The 16,669-nt window shown below is 59.6% G+C and carries 13 protein-coding genes and 1 tRNA gene; 9 read left to right on the top strand and 5 right to left on the bottom strand.

The genetic code is table 11. The annotated features are described in order from the left end of the window. Positions 1 to 62: 62 nt before the first annotated feature. Complete coding sequence (locus CHU71_RS02575) at positions 63 to 767, bottom strand: response regulator transcription factor (RefSeq protein WP_049147033.1); 705 nt, start codon at positions 765 to 767, stop codon at positions 63 to 65. Positions 768 to 974: 207 nt separating this feature from the next. Here CHU71_RS02575 and CHU71_RS02570 point away from each other — a divergent pair, with 207 nt between their 5' ends. Further along, positions 975 to 2,324 carry an MFS transporter gene (locus CHU71_RS02570; RefSeq protein ID WP_147760086.1) on the top strand — a complete coding sequence of 450 codons (1,350 nt, stop codon included), beginning with the start codon at positions 975 to 977 and terminating at the stop codon, positions 2,322 to 2,324. Positions 2,325 to 2,426: 102 nt separating this feature from the next. On the opposite strand, the gene CHU71_RS02565 is transcribed toward CHU71_RS02570, so the two are convergent. Further along, positions 2,427 to 4,163 (bottom strand): pyruvate dehydrogenase, encoded by a 1,737-nt coding sequence (locus CHU71_RS02565; RefSeq protein WP_147760085.1) that lies wholly within the window; start codon positions 4,161 to 4,163, stop codon positions 2,427 to 2,429. A 201-nt stretch (positions 4,164 to 4,364) separates the two neighbouring features. Between CHU71_RS02565 and CHU71_RS02560 the strand changes: the two genes are divergently transcribed. Beyond that, entirely contained in the window at positions 4,365 to 5,852 is a 1,488-nt protein-coding gene (locus CHU71_RS02560) for an MFS transporter (RefSeq protein ID WP_147760084.1), read from the top strand. Beyond that, a complete protein-coding gene (locus tag CHU71_RS02555; RefSeq protein ID WP_147760083.1) occupies positions 5,839 to 6,390 on the top strand; it encodes a TetR/AcrR family transcriptional regulator in 552 nt (183 codons plus the stop codon). Before CHU71_RS02560 ends, CHU71_RS02555 begins: the two co-directional genes overlap by 14 nt. A 168-nt stretch (positions 6,391 to 6,558) precedes the next feature. Here CHU71_RS02555 and CHU71_RS02550 read toward each other — a convergent pair whose 3' ends face one another. Then, positions 6,559 to 7,542 (bottom strand): tyrosine-type recombinase/integrase, encoded by a 984-nt coding sequence (locus CHU71_RS02550; protein WP_187271999.1) that lies wholly within the window; start codon positions 7,540 to 7,542, stop codon positions 6,559 to 6,561. Between the two features lie 128 nt (positions 7,543 to 7,670). After that, entirely contained in the window at positions 7,671 to 8,186 is a 516-nt protein-coding gene (locus tag CHU71_RS02545; RefSeq protein WP_147760081.1) for a helix-turn-helix domain-containing protein, read from the bottom strand. Positions 8,187 to 8,314: 128 nt separating this feature from the next. Here CHU71_RS02545 and CHU71_RS02540 point away from each other — a divergent pair, with 128 nt between their 5' ends. The 5 genes from CHU71_RS02540 to CHU71_RS02520 all read left to right on the top strand — a co-directional run bounded on the left by CHU71_RS02540 (position 8,315) and on the right by CHU71_RS02520 (position 13,931). Then, entirely contained in the window at positions 8,315 to 8,521 is a 207-nt protein-coding gene (locus CHU71_RS02540; protein ID WP_147760080.1) for an AlpA family transcriptional regulator, read from the top strand. Further along, entirely contained in the window at positions 8,522 to 8,893 is a 372-nt protein-coding gene (locus CHU71_RS02535; RefSeq protein ID WP_147760079.1) for a hypothetical protein, read from the top strand. 9 nt (positions 8,894 to 8,902) lie between these two features. Beyond that, positions 8,903 to 9,427, top strand: a complete 525-nt coding sequence (locus CHU71_RS02530; RefSeq protein ID WP_147760078.1) for a hypothetical protein — start codon at positions 8,903 to 8,905, stop codon at positions 9,425 to 9,427. 303 nt (positions 9,428 to 9,730) lie between these two features. Continuing rightward, positions 9,731 to 11,797, top strand: coding sequence for an AAA family ATPase (locus CHU71_RS02525; RefSeq protein ID WP_147760077.1), 2,067 nt, complete (start codon positions 9,731 to 9,733; stop codon positions 11,795 to 11,797). Between the two features lie 223 nt (positions 11,798 to 12,020). Further along, positions 12,021 to 13,931 carry an HK97 family phage prohead protease gene (locus CHU71_RS02520; RefSeq protein WP_187271998.1) on the top strand — a complete coding sequence of 637 codons (1,911 nt, stop codon included), beginning with the start codon at positions 12,021 to 12,023 and terminating at the stop codon, positions 13,929 to 13,931. Positions 13,932 to 14,585: 654 nt separating this feature from the next. Here the strand turns inward: CHU71_RS02520 and CHU71_RS02515 are convergent. After that, a tRNA-Thr gene (locus CHU71_RS02515) sits at positions 14,586 to 14,658 on the bottom strand. 160 nt (positions 14,659 to 14,818) lie between these two features. Between CHU71_RS02515 and CHU71_RS02510 the strand changes: the two genes are divergently transcribed. Continuing rightward, entirely contained in the window at positions 14,819 to 16,609 is a 1,791-nt protein-coding gene (locus tag CHU71_RS02510; protein WP_147760075.1) for a threonine/serine exporter ThrE family protein, read from the top strand. The last annotated feature ends 60 nt before the right edge of the window (positions 16,610 to 16,669 follow it).

The raw sequence follows: 16,669 nt of genomic DNA, 5'->3' as shown, positions 1-16,669 counted from the left end.
CCTTTGGTGCCGCGGAATCAGAAGTGCTCATTAGGTTTTAGTTTCTCGGACTTTGAGGACGCTTAGGAGCGCGGCATACGCAGCACATAGCCGACGCCGCGGACGGTGTGGATGAGCTGGGTATCCCCGGTATCGATCTTGCGGCGCAGGTAGGAAATATAAGATTCGACGACGTTGCCGTCACCACCGAAGTCGTAGTGCCACACGTTGTCCAGAATCTTGGACTTGGAAAGCACGACTTCCTTGTTCTGCATCAGGTAGCGCAAAAGGTTGAACTCTGTGGGCGAAAGCTCGATGATCTCGCCGCCCTTGGTGACCTCGTGGGTGTCATCGTTGAGGGTCAGATCCGCATAGGAGATGGTGGCGTCATTGTTAACGTCGTCCACGTTGGCGCCGCGGCGCAGGATGACGCGCAGGCGGGTGATGACCTCTTCTAGGCTGAATGGCTTGGTCACATAGTCATCGGCGCCGATGGTCAGGCCGTGGATGCGCTGATCCACGCTGTCCTTGGCGGTCAGGTAAAGGACCGGGCCGTCGAGGCCTTCCTGGCGCAGCTTGCCTAGGAGCTCAAAGCCATCCATGCCGGGCATCATGACGTCCATGATGTAGGCGTCTGGGTTGACTTCGCGGGCCACGCGCAGCGCTTCGGTGCCAGAGTTAGCACTAAATACTTCGAATCCCTGGAACTTCAGGGATACGGTGAGTAACTCCACGATATTTGGCTCATCGTCAACTACGAGGACTTTTACTTCTTTACTATCGTCCATTGTTTCTTGTAACTTCCTTCAGTGGCTGCGTTTGGCAGATGTTGGGAGATTGCGGATTAAATGTTTCTCTCTTGAGCTTCTTTTAGATAATGACACCTCGCCATCCAAGGGCACTGAAGAGATTCTGGACGCAACCTGTGAACCTCCAGGCTAGCTATTTTCCCTAAGTCAAGCAGAATCCTTTTCTAGGCCTTAGTATTTCGACTTATGACTGACTCCCCGGCCAACTCGCTCGCCTCTCCTAGTACGGGTTTTGATACGCCCACGCGCAAGCGCACAAACATGCGCACGGACAAGGCGACCGTGGCAGCTTGGGCAATGTGGGACTGGGGTTCGGCTGCGTTCAACGCGGTGCTGGTGACCTTCATCTTCTCCGTCTACTTGACCGACTCGGTGGGCAAGCAGATCGATTCTCAGTTCACTCCCGCACAGTGGCTGTCATGGTCCATGACGGTGGCGGGCCTTGTTATCTTTGCGGTCACCCCGGTCATGGGGCAGCGCTCCGACCGGTTGGGCAGGCGCCGCCGCGCGCTGGGCTTTTGGTCTCTTATGACGTTCCTTGCCATGGCGGCACTCGCATTCATCCGCAACGATGCGCCCGTGTACTTCTGGCTGGGTCTGCTGGTCCTCGCGGTGGGCTCAGTGACCATCCAGTTCGCTGAGGTCAACTACTTCGCGCAGCTCAATCAGGTGGCTGAGGAGGACAAGGTGGGCAGGGTCTCCGGCCTGGGCTGGTCCGCGGGCTATTTTGGCGGCATCGTGCTGCTGCTCATCTGCTACTTCGGTTTCGTGTCCGGGGATGGCGGCGCGCTGGGGCTTTCCACGGAGGGCGGCTTCAACATGCGCATGGTGGCGCTGCTGGCGGCCATCTGGTTTGGTGTGAGCGCCCTGCCAGTGCTGTTTCGTGTTCCGGAAATTACGCCTTCGGGCGGTGCGGCCGGCGGCGTGGTGGATTCCTACAAGGAGCTCTTCCGCACGCTGCGGGATCTGTGGCAGGTGGACCGCAATGCGGTCTACTTTCTTTTCGCCTCCGCCATATTCCGCGACGGATTGTCCGCGGTGTTTAGTTTTGGTGCCGTGCTCGGCGTATCCGTCTATGGGCTTTTGCCTGGCGACGTCCTCATCTTCGGCGTTGCCGCCAACGTCGCCGCTGCACTGGGTGCGGTGATAGGCGGGCTTATCGACGACCATGTGGGCCCCAAGGCCATCATCGTCACCTGTCTCATCACGCTCACGGCGATGGCCATTGTGATGTATTTTGCTTCGGGCGCCACGGCCTTCTGGATTTGCGGGCTCGTCCTGTGCCTATGTGTGGGCCCGGCGCAGGCTTCGGCCCGTGGCTTCCTCGCCCGCGTTGCCCCTGCGGGCCGCGAGGGCGAGATGTTCGGACTTTATGCCACGACCGGCCGCGCGGTGAGCTGGCTGACTCCCCTGCTCTTCGGCCTGTTTGTGTCGTGGCTCGGCCAAGGCGACCGCGGCGGCGTGCTGGCCATCGGCCTGGTCCTGCTCGTCGGCGCGCTCATCCTCATTCCGGTGCGCGATCCGCACAAAAGCTAGCGAGCCTTTTGGCCTCCCGTAGCGAGCCTTTTGGCCTCCCGTAGCGAGCCGCTTGGCCGTCCGTAGCGAGCCGCTTGGCCGTCCGTAGCGAGCTTTAGCTCGCTACGGACGCGGGATGTTACGCAGGTTGGACTGTGCCAGCTGCAGCATCTGGCCCACGCCGCCGCCGAATACAGTGCGGGTAGCTGCCTTGGAGAAGCCCAGAAGCTGCTCGAAGGTCAGTGTCGGTGGGATGGACAGTGCGTTCGGGTCGGTGACCATGTCCACCAGAACTGGGCCGTCGAATGCCAGCGCCTCGCGGATCTGCTTGCGGGCCTTCTTTGGGTCCTCGATGCGGATGTGCTTGATGCCCGCAGCCTCAGCAATCGCCGCGTAGTCCACGTGTGCGTGGTCGGTCTCGTGCTCTGGCAGGCCTTGGACCAGCATCTCCAGCTTGACCATACCCAGCGAGGAGTTGTTGAAGACGAAGGTCTTCACCGGCAGGTTGTGCAGCTTCACGGTGAGCAGCTCACCCATGAGCATGGACAGTCCGCCATCGCCAGAGAAGGAAATGACCTGGCGGCCTTCGTTAGCGGCCTGTGCTCCAATGGCCATCGGAAGGGCGTTGGCCATGGTGCCGTGGCGGAAGGAGCCGATCTGCTCGCGCTTGCCGTTCGGCGTGATGTAGCGCGCGCCCCAGACGTTGCACATGCCGGTGTCGACGGTGAAGACGGCGTCGTCAGCCGCTTCTTCATCGATGATGTTGGCCACGAACTCTGGGTGGATAGGCTTCATCTTCTCAGCCTTCTTGGTGTAGGCCTCCACCACGTGGTTGAGCTTGTTGTAGTGCTCCTTGAGCATCTTGTCCAGGAAGCGGCGATCCTTCTTCTCATCAATGTGCGGAAGGATGTTCTCGATGGTGGCAGCAACGTCACCGGTGACCGGGTACTTGATCTTGGTACGGCGGCCGATGTGGGAGCCGTCGATGTCGACCTGCGCCACGTTCTCCTTTGACAGGAAGTCGTTGTACGGGAAGTCGGTGCCCAGCAGGATGAGCAGATCGGCCTCGTGGGTGGCGTCGTGAGCCGCGCCGTACCCCAGCAGACCGGACATGCCGACGTCGAACGGGTTGTCGTACTGGATGTACATCTTGCCGCCCAGGGCGTGGCCGATTGGCGCCTTGATCTTCTCAGCCAGAGCCAGCACCTGCTCACGCGCATCCTTGACGCCTGCACCGACGAAGAGCGCCACGGTCTTAGCCTCATTGATGGCCTGAGTCAGGGCTGCAGCCTCGGCTGGGTCTGGGAACACAACCGGGCGGCCGGCGGAGATGGTGGAGCCGGTAAAGGTGTCGTCCCCAGCCTCCTGCGTGGAAACGTCGCCCGGGATGACCAGCACGGATACACCCTTGCCAGCCATGGTGGACTGGATTGCGTGGTGCAGGATAACGCCGCCCTGATCAGCAGAATTGACCATCTCGCAGTAAGCGGAGCACTCGTTGAAGAGCATCTCCGGGTGGGTCTCCTGGAAGAACTTGGAGCCGATCTGGCGGGATGGGATGTGGGAGGCGATGGCTAGGACCTTGGCGCCGTTGCGGTGGGCGTCGTAAAGCCCCTGCACCAAGTGGGTGTTACCAGGGCCGCACGATGCCGCACACACCGCAAGCTTGCCGGTGGTCAGGGAATCTGCCTCAGCGGCGAAGGCTGCGGCTTCCTCGTTGCGGACGTGAACCCAGTCGATCGAGGAGCGGCGGACTGCGTCAACAATAGGGTTCAGGGAGTCACCCACGAGGCCATAAATGCGCTCGACACCCTGCGCCTCGAGAGTTTCTACGAGCTGTTCTGCGTAATTTTTCGCCATAATTGTGCTTCTTTCAGAAATAGTCTTGAGGATTTTGTAACTAGAAAGTCTTTAGAAAATCTCCGCACCCCAGTGTCCTCGCACAGGCACTGCCGTGCCAACAAATTGCTTAAGACTCACGCTCACCCCACTCGGGTGACACGGAGCACACGCCCTTCCACGGGTTTGAAACTGTAATGACCGTTCGGTACAGTATCCCGCATGGTCGCACTAAATACCGAGCACAATCACGCCGCCACCCAACCGACAAAGGCCCAACGCTGGACGTTCTTCGCTGTGGTCTCCCTCGGCCTGCTCATGATCGGCCTGGATAACTCCATCCTGTACACCGCGCTCCCCGCACTCGCTGAGCAGCTCCACACCACCTCGACTCAGCAGCTGTGGATCATCAACGCTTACGCGCTAGTGCTCGCCGGCCTTCTTTTAGGCACCGGTACCTTGGGCGACCGCATCGGCCACCGCCGCATGTTCGTCAGCGGCCTCTTCCTGTTTGGCGGAGCCTCCCTAGCTGCAGCCCTCGCCCCCAGCGCATGGTTCCTCGTCGGGGCCCGCGCGCTGCTCGGACTCGGCGCTGCCGTCATGATGCCCGCAACTCTCGCGCTCATTCGCCTGACCTTCGACGACGAAATCGAGCGCAACACCGCCATCGGCATCTGGGGCTCGGTCGCCGTAGTCGGCGCCGCCGCCGGCCCCACCGTGGGAGGATTCCTGTTGGAGCACTTTTGGTGGGGTTCGGTCTTCCTCATCAACGTGCCCATCGTCCTCATTGCACTGACCCTGACCTACTTTCTCGCACCTCCCAATCAGCCGAATCCCGAGAAACACTGGGACTTCATCTCCTCGCTCTTCGCCCTAGTGACGCTGTCTTCGCTGGTGCTTTCCATCAAGTCCTTCGCGGGCTCCCATTTCAGTCTCGCCGGTGGCGCACTGCTGGTCTTCCTCGTCGGCGCATTCCTCTTTGCCCGCCGCCAGAACCAGCTCACGGACCCACTGCTGACCTTCGACATCTTCCGCTCCCCCGTCTTTACCGGCGGCGTCATCACCGCGGGCGGCGCCATGTTTGGCATGTCCGGCTTGGAGATGCTCACTACCCAAAAGCTGCAGCTTGTCGACGGCCTCTCGCCCCTCCACGCCGGCCTGACCATCTCCGCGGTGGCCATCGCTGCACTCCCGATGTCCACGCTGGGCGGCGCTAACCTGCACCGCTGGGGTTTTCTGCCCATCATCGCGGGCGGTTTCCTGTTCATGGCGGCGGGCATCGGCATCGCAATGTGGGCCGGCCACCACGGCATCTTCTGGCTCTTCGTCGCGGGCATGCTCACGATGGGTATTGGCGCGGGCTTGACGATGTCCGTGTCCTCCACGGCCATCATCGGCGCGGCACCGGCGCACCGCTCCGGCATGGCCGCGGGCGTGGAGGAGGTCTCCTACGAGTTCGGCACGTTGCTGTCCATCGCAATCACGGGCTCCATCCTCCCGTTGCTCTACGCCCGCAACCTTCCCGAAGGCATCTCAGGCATGCAGGCGCTTTACGACGCCGCGACCCACGACACCGCCGCCAGCGCCTACAACGAGGCCTACCTCACCACCTTGGGCGGGCTCATGGCCTTTATGCTCGTTCTAGCCGCAGTAACCGGCTGGTGCTTCAAGCACAACCCCAAGTCTGGAGGCAATAATGCCGCGCATTAGCAAGAAGACCGAGGCCCTCGAGGCCGCCCTCGCCATCATCGAGGCGGAGGGCGTGCACGCCGTGACTTACGACGCCCTCGCCACCGCCACCGGCATCTCCAAGTCGGGGCTCATCTACCACTTCCCCTCCCGGCACGCGCTGCTGGTGGACTGCCACCGCTTCTGCGCGCAGCGCTGGGAGGACGAGCTGGAGGCGCTGGCTGGTGGCAAGAAGGCGGAGGAGCTCAGTGAGAAGGAGCGCTACCGGGCACTCATCTTGTCCTTGGGCAAGAACGATCCGCTCATCGAGCTGCTGATGAGCATTCACTCACAGCAACACGCGGACTTCATGGAGCAATGGCGTGACGTCGACAAGCGCTGGATGCCCGACCCAGCCGGAAATAACCTCAGCCCGCTCATCGTAACGCTGCTGGGCAACGGCTTGTGGGTGCATGACCACCTGACCGAGCGCAAGATTCCGGCGACTTCACGCAAAAAAATAGTGGAGCTCCTCCTGGCGTTCTTGGACACCGGGGAGCTCCACGTAAAGCAGTCTTGAGCTGGAGACGAGACTTGAACTCGCAACCTACGCTTAGTTTTTGGTCGTTTTGTTCCGTGCCGTTATTTTCAGTGTCTCCAATTAGTGCAGCTTAGGACACTAAAACTGTCCATCTAATTTGACCTATCATCAAATAATCCGATTACTATTTAGACACTTTCTAGTCATTTAGAACGCGTCGGTATAGTTCGGCAGCACGTCAGGGCGTGCAAGATAGGATTGCTCTGTAACCTTTGTCGAGGAATGACCCAGATACCGCGACGCCGCTAACATGCCGTACTTCTCTTCGATGCGTGTTGCCACTGTCTTTCTGAAGTCGTGGGGGACGATCTTCATCTCCCCTCGAGCTTTCCTTAAGTCGCCCTCAACATTGGCGACAGTACGAAAAGTTCCGTTGCGCGTTGGAAACACGGTATCGCCCATATACGGGCGATATTCTTTCTCCCACTGCCTGCGCAGCGCATTGACCGCGCCCTGATTCACCGTGATTATGCGCCTGGACGATTCGGTCTTAGGCCAATTCTTTCGCCCGCCCTTGTTGTCCACTTGCCCAGTAATGGCAACCGTGCCCTTATCTAGGTCTATGTCACTCCAGACGAGCCCTAGAACTTCACCGATCCTCATGCCGCTACCGCGCAACACGTCAACGATCTCAAGCAGGGACTCACCGCGTTTGGTGCCCATCTCGTTGCTGCCACACCATTTTTCGACGGCGTTCCGGTAGTCGTCCATCTCTTTGTCTGTTAGCGCGTTGGGGTCTTTTCTCTTTGTGGCTTTAAGTTTCGTATCGCGAACGGGGTTTCGGTTCATCACTCCCCACCGCACCGCGAGTCCCGCAGCGCTTCCCAGGGCCGCACGTGCTGTCTTAGCCGTGCCAGGGCTTAGGGACTCTAGGAATGCTTGTAGTTTTTGCGTTGACAGCTCGTTTAGTCGAATGTCGCCTATCTGCTGGTTGATATGTAGGTCGATGCATTTTTGGTACGTGTTACGGGAGCTTTCGGAGACGTCGTGTTGTGCGATCCATAGTTCAATGAGTCGTGACAGTCTCGAGGTGGTGCCTAGCTCCTCGTTGTCCTCGCCCTGGAGCCGTTGCGCGCATCGCTCTTCAAGTGCTCGTTTAGCTTTCGCTTCACTGGCCCCGGTTGCGCGCACGCGAACGGTTTTACCGTTCAATAAGCGTAAATAGGTTGAAGCCCTGAACTTATTGTTGCTTTCCGACAGTGGCGTTACATGGACTTCACCATGCGTCCCCAACGGAGTAGCCGGCCTACCGCGAGCCATCACTCCCGCCCAGTTTCCCCAAGGAGAGTTTCATACCAATTTTGACCCCCTGTTGAAGAAGATTCCCAGGTCTCTAGCACTCCGTAGATATTGTTAGAGCGTCCGAGTTCATCCGCTGCATCGAACAATAGTTTTTCGGGCACGCCTGCATCTCGCGCGTCCTGAAGGTTCTTAAAAAGCTCGCGCCCTCGCTTTTCCCATTCACTTAGTGCAATGCACGCTTCTCGAACTGCCGCATGATACTGCGCACGGGATAGCTCAACATCGTTTAGGACCGGATACTCATTTGAACTGGAAAGCAAGAGTTCAACTGACACCCCGAGAGCCTCGGCAATTCGAATTGCGTCGGAGATTTTAGGTTCCTGTTCTCCCGATTCAATACGCCGAAGCGTCGTCATATGCATGTCGTGGCCACGTTCAGCAATACGTCGTTGCAGTTCAGTGCGGTTTACTTCAAGCCTCTCGCGGATTCTAACGAGGTTCTTTCCAAATTGGTTGCCGTCGCTGTTTTCCATGTGTCAATCATGCTGCACGACTCGAACATTCGCAATATGTTCATTATGTGCTTTTTTATTAGTTCGCGATGTGTTATGTTCGTGTTGTGCCAAAATAGTTGCACAATTCAAACACTTCAAGGAGCCTTATGTCTTTACTCTCACCCGCCACCGTGAGTGTTCGGCAGGCCGCGACTCTGTTGGGCATTTCGTTCAGCAGCGCGTACGCCGCTATTCGCGCCGACAACTTCCCCACGAAGGTCATTCAGATTGGGGGCCGCTATGTCGTCCCGACTGCGCCACTTCTCGAGCTTCTCGGAATCGACGAGCTCCCCGAAACCCTGGAGGTGGCGTAATTGCTTGCAAAGTATTTGCCGCAAGACTCGCTCGCTTACCTCGCTGATAGCGTGCTTGCTTCGCTCGACGCTGCTAACGCAGAAATTCAGGACATCAACGGCACTTGCCCGGAGTTCGTCGAGCTGCCCGAAAACCTGAAGAACGCGATCTACATCCTCGACAGCATCCGCGACACTGTCCGCAAAGAAGCCATGCACCACAACGTGCACCGTGCCACCCACTACAGCAACGGCTATCCCGTCCGAGTCCGCTACAAGGGAGCGGCTATCACCGATCCGTCTGGTGTTCGCTACCGCCCAGACACTGTGACCACGATGCACCCATCCGGCACCACCGACGCCCCAATCCCACCCCAAGACATTGTCGTCTAAGGAGACACCATGATCACGAAAAACCAAAACGCCCCCGCTGGTGCGACCAACACCAACGAGGGAAACAACGAGCCGTCTATCAACTCGAATCATGACCAGCATACCGTAATCGCGCATATTCGCCGCACGGGTGGCGTCTACTACGACGGCCGAGCCTTCGACCGCCAGGACTCGCCGGTCTATATCAACCGCGACGACATTCGTCGCCTGGGCAACCCCAGGCCGGTCGTTATCTGCCGTGAGTGTGCCGAGGCGGTTGACGCCGAAGCCCGCGCCAAACGTGAACGTGAAGCCCAGCGCGAAGAGTTCCTCGCCTGGCAACGAGCCCTGGCCGAAGAAGAGCGCGCCATCATTCGCCAAGTCACCGGCCGCGACGACATCTCACGCGACGATCTCCAGTACGAGCTAGTGGACGCGTACCGCGCCAGCCGAGACGTGACTGTATGGCTCGACGCCCTCAAGGCTCTAGACGACGCAGCACTCAAGCGCGCAGGCCGCACTTCGTGGGACGACGGGGAGGACGACGATGCTTAACGACCTTCTCGACCAGGCCGACGTCCTCATCATTGCTGACGTTATGGACCTACTCAACAACCTTGACTTTATTGCCGCCTAGTCACCGGCAAGCCCGACTGGCAGGCACCCGGTTTCGAGCACCGGGCGGGCACCAGGCCACAGCACCCGTGAACACCCCGCTGTGGCGCCCCTGAGAAAACAAGAGCGAATCCGCACAACATTTCATACCAACCGAATAGTCATAGACGATCAGTCCGCACACATGCGGAACCCCGCCGAGTGTGTACCTCGACGGGGTCAACGGGGAAGAAGGTTTCCTTAATGCCAGGATACAACACTGACCGAACATCATTCGAGCGTGTTCTCAACGCCGTCGAAGAAGCCGGCCTTCACGTCACGTACCGGAGTGACACGCAAATTAGTTTCCAGACGCCCGGCCATAGTGACACTGACCGGGGCACCTCCGTCACCTACAACGGCAAGCAAACACTCATCTACTGCCACAACGGAGAAACCGACGACGTCCTCGACGCCCTAGGGCTCACCGTCCGCGACCTCTTCGACGAGGAGACCGGGGCACGCTACGACTACGGCGACGGCCGCATTGTATGCCGCGACCCCGCCAAAGTCTTTAAACAAATTGGCAACACCAAGGGCACTAACCTTTACGGACTCGACAGCCTATCCAACAACGGGCCGGTCTACGTTGTCGAAGGTGAAAAAGACGCCGATACCGCCGCGCATGTCTGGCACGCCGCCGCCGTGACGCAAGCCCAGGGCGCCAGCACTAGCCCGGATCGAGCGGACTGGGCACCGCTCGCCGACCGTGACGTCATCATTATCGCCGACAACGACGCCCCCGGCCGCAAACGCGCCGACAAAGTCTTCACCTACCTGACCGGCATGTCACCGCGCCCGAAGTCGATCATCATCAAGGCCGCGAAAGAAGGCAAGGACTTATCCGACCACATCGCAGCCGGCCATACCTCCGACGAGCTCGTCGACCAGGGCGCCAAAATCGGCCGCCGTCGAGTGAAGCTCACCCCGGCAACGAGCATCAAGACCGAAACCATCGACTGGGTTATCGACCAGTGGATCCCCGCCGGTATGCTCACACTACTCGCCGGCCGTGAAGGCATCGGCAAGTCGACCATCGCGTGCGACTGGGTTTCCCAGTTGAGCAAGAAAGGCGTGAAGTGCGCCTACCTCAATTCCGAAGACTCACGCTCCTACACCGTGAAACCGCGCTTGCAGGCCGCTGGTGCGAACCTCGACAACGTGTTCTTTATCGACGTCGAAACCGAAACCGGCAACGAAGGACACCTTAAACTCCCGCAGGACACCAACCTTCTCTTCGACGAGCTCAACGACCAGGGCGTGAAGTTCGTTGTCCTCGACGCCGCGAAATCATCAATGGATCCGAAACTCGACGGGTACAAAGACGACCACGTCCGCCAATTCCTCGAGCCCCTCGCCGCTGCCGCAGACCGCTATGGCATCACCGTCGTCGGTCTCGCACACTTTGGCAAGGCCGAAGGCAAGGACACCGGCAAGCTACTTCTAGGTTCCATTGCGTGGTCTCAAATCGCCCGCAGCGTGCTTTCTGCCGCAATGGACGACGACGGCCGACTCATCGTCTCGAACACGAAAGCAAACCTCGCACGCGGCATCGTCTCACGTGAAGCATCTCTCGTTTCGCGCCCGGTCAAGCTCGACGACGGAACCTTCACTGAACTAGGGGCCATCGAGTGGGGAGAGTTCACCGACACCATCGCGACCGAACTACTCGACCGCCAGGCCGACGAAGACGCCGACGACCGAACGACGGCCGAAATGTGGCTCGAAGACTACCTCACCGAACGCGGGCCTACACCTCGACCCGAAGTCTTCAAGGCCGCGAAGAAGGCCGGGGCCGGTTCCGAGGGAACCATCAAGCGCGCCTTCAAGAAACTCGACGGTCATTCCGAACCCGGAGGTTTCCCGCGAACTGCTGTGTGGTCTCTGCCCAGTCGGATCATCAAGCAAGAAAAGTCCCCTCGCACTCGTGAGAGTGATCCAACTGATCCAACTGGCGATATGCAGGGGAAACGCGATGATCCAACTGGGCAACTTTTCCAGTTGGATCACCCCCAGGAAAGTGATCCAACTGAACAAATTTCACCACAAATATCTCGACCAGGACGCGTGACTAACGAGACTCGCGCCGCCGTCCTGGACGCGCTCTACGACCAATTCGGGCAATCCCCCGCCGTCGTTAAAGGCTCTCTAACGGTAGACCAAATCAAAGAGATAGGAGACCTAGACGAATTTCTAAATCGTCTCGCCGATGAAGGGGAGATAGCGCGCGACGGCAAAGGGAAGTACTTCAAAGTCCGCGAAAGCGCGTAACGCTACCACCGTTGCCGACGCCACTTCTTCCCGGAATCGACAACACGTGCTAGTGTCCGAATTGTTCGCTACACCGCGCACGTCCGCCCCGGCGCCGCCCTCAAGGCCGCGACCGCGGGCCGACCCCCAGCGCCGTGCCCTCTATCGAACGAATCGGCCCCGCGTCGAGCATGTCTGCTCCGCTATGCCCAAATCACCCATTCCTTCTAATGGAGAGATCTCTATGAACACGACTACGAAAGTCGTTGATTTCAAGACCAAGAACGCCGATGAAAGCTCCGGCATCATCGAGGGTTACGCAGCGGTCTTCGGAAACATCGACTCCTACGGCGACATCATTGAACCCGGTGCCTTCACCGAATCACTCGCCGCACTCAACGCCGCGGGAAAGAAAATCCCGCTACTCTACAACCACCTAACCGACCTGGGAAGCCATGTAGGCGTCGTTATCGAAGCCCTCGAAGACGAACGCGGCCTTCTCGTTCGCTGTCAGCTCGACATGGACGATCTAAGCGGACAACGTGTCTACAATCTGATTAAGTCCGGACGAATCAAAGATATGTCTTTCGCCTTCCGCGTCCTGGACGGCGCCGACGATACCGTCGACAATCAACCCGTCTACCGGATAACCAAGCTCGAACTAATCGAGGTCTCCGTCGTAATGACGGGCGCGAACCCGGAAGCAAAGATCACCAGCGTTAAAGCCGCCCCGCCCGGTGGCTTCGCCGTGTCCCCGGAAATCGTCGCTAAGTCCGCCGCGTCCGACTCGCAGGCAAAGCTCGTCTCGACGCTCTTCAACGATTTCGATGACCAAACGCTCTACCTCTCGGCTCTGCTCAAGTCCAAGGACTCCCGAGCTCTGCTCAAGGACTCGATGAAACTCGATGAACAGACCGCCGAATTCGTCGAACAGAAAGCCGTGAAGGAGATCGTCGACACCGCCGCCGAACGAAAGTCCGGACTCACCACGGAGCAGCTCAAGCAAATCGAACTCATTCGAGACCTGCCGAACCAGCGCCAAAAGGCCCGCGATCGACAAGACCTCTTCAGCCGTATAGCCGCCGCGGGCCAAGCAATCGAAGAGGACAGCATCGAAGAGTTCAACAAGAAATACGCCAATGACGCGCTCTTCCGCTCCCTCAACAAAAACCGAAAGAAGGAATCCTCCATCATGAGTGACAAGCTCGCACTTCCCACCTCCACCAAGTCCCGCGCCACCGTGGCCGACCGCGCTGTAACCGACTTCAAGCAGAAGGCCGATAGCGGCCTAGCTGCCACCGGCCAGCTCGTCGTGCCGCTCACTGTCGAGACCGATATCCAGCAACAGGGCTCCAAGCCCACGACAATCCTCGATATCCTCCCGACCTACATGCAGGCCACCCCGGCGTTTACCTACCTTCGCCAGACCGTCCGCGAACTCAAGGCCGGCATCGTTCCTACTGGCACGAAGAAGCCCGAGTCGAACCTCGGCTTCGAGCGCGTGAATGGCGAGCTCGCCGTCGTTGCCCACTTGGTCAAGCACGTCGACGAGTACATGCTCGAAGACGTGAACGGACTCGGAAACTTCATCTCAAGCGAAATGATTTCCGGCGTCATGGAGAAGGTCGAAGCATGGCTCGTCAACGTCCTAGCTGGAGCCACCGGTGCGCAGACCGCAGCCTTCAAGGAAGACGGCTTCACCACCGCCCGCCTGGCAAAGTCCAAGCTCGAAACGCTCGGCCTTGACGTGAACGCCTTTATCCTCAACCCCGAGGATTGGGCACTCATGGAAACCGCGAAGGCCACCGGCTCCGGCTCTTTCCTCTTCAACGCCGCACCCGTCGACCAAACTCACGGCCTGCTCTGGGGTGTACCCGTAGTGACTAGCCCGCGCGTCCCGCAGGGCAACGGCTTCGCCATTAACGCCCAGTCTGTAGCCGTGAGAACCGACGGCCACCTCAAGTTCGAATGGAACCGCACCGGCGAGGACTTCGACTACAACCACGTCACTTTCCGCGCCGAGGGCCGCTTCGCTCCCACCGTGACCCGCGGCCCTGGCATCGTGCAGATGCTGCTCACCACCGACGCCGCAGCCATCAAGCCCGACCCGGCCGAAGCCGGCGACGTGACCACCACCGAAGACCCGGCGGTCTAACGCTCGGTGCCTGGGGGGAGGGGGCCAAAAAATCACTAATGAAAAGCCCAGCGGAAAAGGACGGGGGCGGGCCTTTCCTCTCTCCCCGCGCGCCGAGGTACCCCATCGCGCGCACGCGCGCGTGATATCACACCACCGCTAGGGGCGGGGAGTTGTCCCGCCCCTGGTTACCACAGTCGCCGAAAGGCTTAGGACTGCGCAGTGTGTACGGGTTCCAGAATTGCACCCCACATAATTCTTAGGCGGGTTCTCCAGCGGACTCCTCCCCGACTTTGGCCGCGTCCACGGATTTTTACGCACGGCCAAAAAGTTTCGCCACGCTGGGCAAACGACGGCGTTTTCCCTGTCCAATATCGCCGTTTAAGGCGTTGAACTTTCGCCCGTGTATGCCAGTACCCCTCAACCGCTTAAACGGGCGCGCATTATCGCAGGCTGCGAACGGTAACGCCCAGGCGCGGGTAGCGGCGCTGAAAGTGCGCAAATTGCGCACTTCGAGAAGAGGGCAGACCCGCGCACCGGCAACATGACACAGCCCGCGTCGCAGCCGGCCCGCCCGGAACCAGGGCGCGTGTTTTTAGTTATCCACTTTTTAGACACTTTGTCTGTTTTTATGAAGTTTGCCCCGGCAGAAATTTGTTCTACCAGGGCTTTTTGAGCTGGAGACGAGACTTGAACTCGCAACCTACGCATTACAAGTGCGTTGCGCTACCGATTGCGCCACTCCAGCACCGCGGTTAATACCGCTGCGAAGAATCGTACCTGAGCACCGCGCCCTAGAAAAATGCTGGGGTGGCCTGTGCGCACGCGAGTCATAACAGTTAGAGTGCAGGAATGGTCTCCGCGCAAGTTTTGGTCATTTCTAGAGTTCGTGTTTAGGGGTTAGTTGGGTGTCTTTCTTTTCCGCATGGAGAGAGCGTTTTAGTGCCTCTTCCGGCTACGTTGCCACGATCGACGCGGCTAAGGCCGCGCCGCCACCATCGCCGCTGGCGCCGGTTGACCTGACCGATGCCGCCCAAGTCACGGGCGTCATGGAGATCGCGGCCCGCGTGGGTGAAATCCTCATCAGCGCTGGCACCGCGAACTCAGACGCGAAGGCGCAGATTCACCTCGTGGCGTCGTCTTATGGTCTGCACTACTGCCACGTGGACATCATGATGAATACGATCACGATCCACACTGCAATTGGCACCGGCGCCAACCGCCGCAATCTCCACGTCTTCCGCGTGGCACCGGCTATTACCGTGGACTTTTCCAAGCTCTCTGCTGTGGACCGCCTGATCTACTCCATCCGTTCGGGCGCCACCCCGCCGGCGATGGCTGAGCGCGTCCTCGATGAGATCAACAACATGAAGGCGCCTTATCGCACCTCCACCGTTCTGGCGGGCTGGGGCGTTATGGGCGGTTCCTTCGCGGTCATGCTGGGCGGCGATGCCTTGGTTGGCGTCGTGGCGTTTTTCGTCTCTTTGCTCATCATGGGTGTGAACACGTGGGCCGCGAAGTTCCGAGTGCCGCCGTTCTACCAGAACATTATTGGCGGATTCTTGGCCGTCGTGCCTGCGGCAATCCTCTACAACTTGGCTGCGGGCATGGGCATTACGTTCTCGCCTTCGCAGATTATTGGTTCGGGAATCATCGTCCTCGTCGCTGGCCTCACGCTGGTGCAATGCTTGGTTGACGGCATCACCCGCGCACCGGTGACCTCGGCGGCTCGCTTCTTTGAGGCAATGCTGGCCACGGGCGCTATCATCGCCGGCGTTGGCGTTGGTATTCAGTTCTCGGACTGGATGGGCTTTACGCTGCCGCCGCTGGCGACGCTCGCGCCGCCGGTCTACCACCAGGTTCCGCTGCTCATTCTGTTCGGCAGCATCGGTTCGGCGGCCTTTGCACTGGCTTGTGGCGCCTCGTGGATTGAGGTCACCATCTCTGGTCTGACGGCCGGCGCCGGTATGCTCTTCTACTACTTTGTGGTCATTCCATTTGGCGTGGGCGCTGTGGTGGCCAGCGGCATTTCCGCAGTGGCTGTGGGCCTGGCCGGTGGCTTGCTCTCCCGCCGGTGGATGATGCCGCCGCTTATCACGATGATCGTGGGCTATACCCCGATGCTGCCGGGTCTGACCTTGTACCGCGGCATGTACGCCTCGCTGAATGAGCAAATGATTGTGGGCTTTACCAACCTTGCCCGCGCTATTGCCATCGCTGGTGCGCTGGCTGCTGGCGTTGTGCTGGGCGAGCGCGTTGCCCGCCGCCTGCGCCGCCCGCAGTACTTCCGCCCGTACTCGGCGTTTAAGCGCATTGGCCACTTCTCCTTCCACCAGGCCAGCCGCCTGGCTGCCCGCAAGCCGCGCATTCCGCGCGTGCCGCTTTCGCCGTTCGCGCCGAAGGTCAACAGACCGGTGCTGCCGCCGAAGCATGGGCCTAAGCCGCCGATGCCGGCGCAGCAGGTGCGTATGCTCCAAGACCAGGCCATTGGCGAGGACTGGAAGGAAGAGTGGGAGACCATCACCGAGATGTGGCCGGTTACCACGCAGTGGGAGGCACAGCCGCAGGGCGCCGCATCCGACTCTGAGCCGCCCCAAATGCCGGATCGTGAGCAAAACGGGACGGCAAACGGCGACACTTCGGCAACTAGGCCGAAGTACACGGTACCGGGCACCACGCCGCAGGATCCGCAGCCATAGCGTTGGAGTGCAGCCTGCCTAGATGCCGAATCGTGGCCAAAATCGCGCGCAAAACAGCAA

This window comes from Corynebacterium sp. LK14, from assembly GCF_008042215.1.
GTDB lineage: Bacteria > Actinomycetota > Actinomycetes > Mycobacteriales > Mycobacteriaceae > Corynebacterium > Corynebacterium striatum.
This window is presented reverse-complemented; position numbering and strand designations above follow the sequence as displayed.

What these genes read in the sequence shown, in the direction of transcription:
- CHU71_RS02530 (WP_147760078.1), top strand. Translation starts at nt 8,903, where the DNA reads ATGATCACGAAAAACCAAAACGCCCCCGCTGGTGCGACCAACACCAAC.
- CHU71_RS02525 (WP_147760077.1), top strand. Translation starts at nt 9,731, where the DNA reads ATGCCAGGATACAACACTGACCGAACATCATTCGAGCGTGTTCTCAAC.
- CHU71_RS02520 (WP_187271998.1), top strand. Translation starts at nt 12,021, where the DNA reads ATGAACACGACTACGAAAGTCGTTGATTTCAAGACCAAGAACGCCGAT.
- CHU71_RS02560 (WP_147760084.1), top strand. Translation starts at nt 4,365, where the DNA reads ATGGTCGCACTAAATACCGAGCACAATCACGCCGCCACCCAACCGACA.
- CHU71_RS02565 (WP_147760085.1), bottom strand. Translation starts at nt 4,163, where the DNA reads ATGGCGAAAAATTACGCAGAACAGCTCGTAGAAACTCTCGAGGCGCAG.
- CHU71_RS02570 (WP_147760086.1), top strand. Translation starts at nt 975, where the DNA reads ATGACTGACTCCCCGGCCAACTCGCTCGCCTCTCCTAGTACGGGTTTT.
- CHU71_RS02575 (WP_049147033.1), bottom strand. Translation starts at nt 767, where the DNA reads ATGGACGATAGTAAAGAAGTAAAAGTCCTCGTAGTTGACGATGAGCCA.
- CHU71_RS02540 (WP_147760080.1), top strand. Translation starts at nt 8,315, where the DNA reads ATGTCTTTACTCTCACCCGCCACCGTGAGTGTTCGGCAGGCCGCGACT.
- CHU71_RS02545 (WP_147760081.1), bottom strand. Translation starts at nt 8,186, where the DNA reads ATGGAAAACAGCGACGGCAACCAATTTGGAAAGAACCTCGTTAGAATC.
- CHU71_RS02555 (WP_147760083.1), top strand. Translation starts at nt 5,839, where the DNA reads ATGCCGCGCATTAGCAAGAAGACCGAGGCCCTCGAGGCCGCCCTCGCC.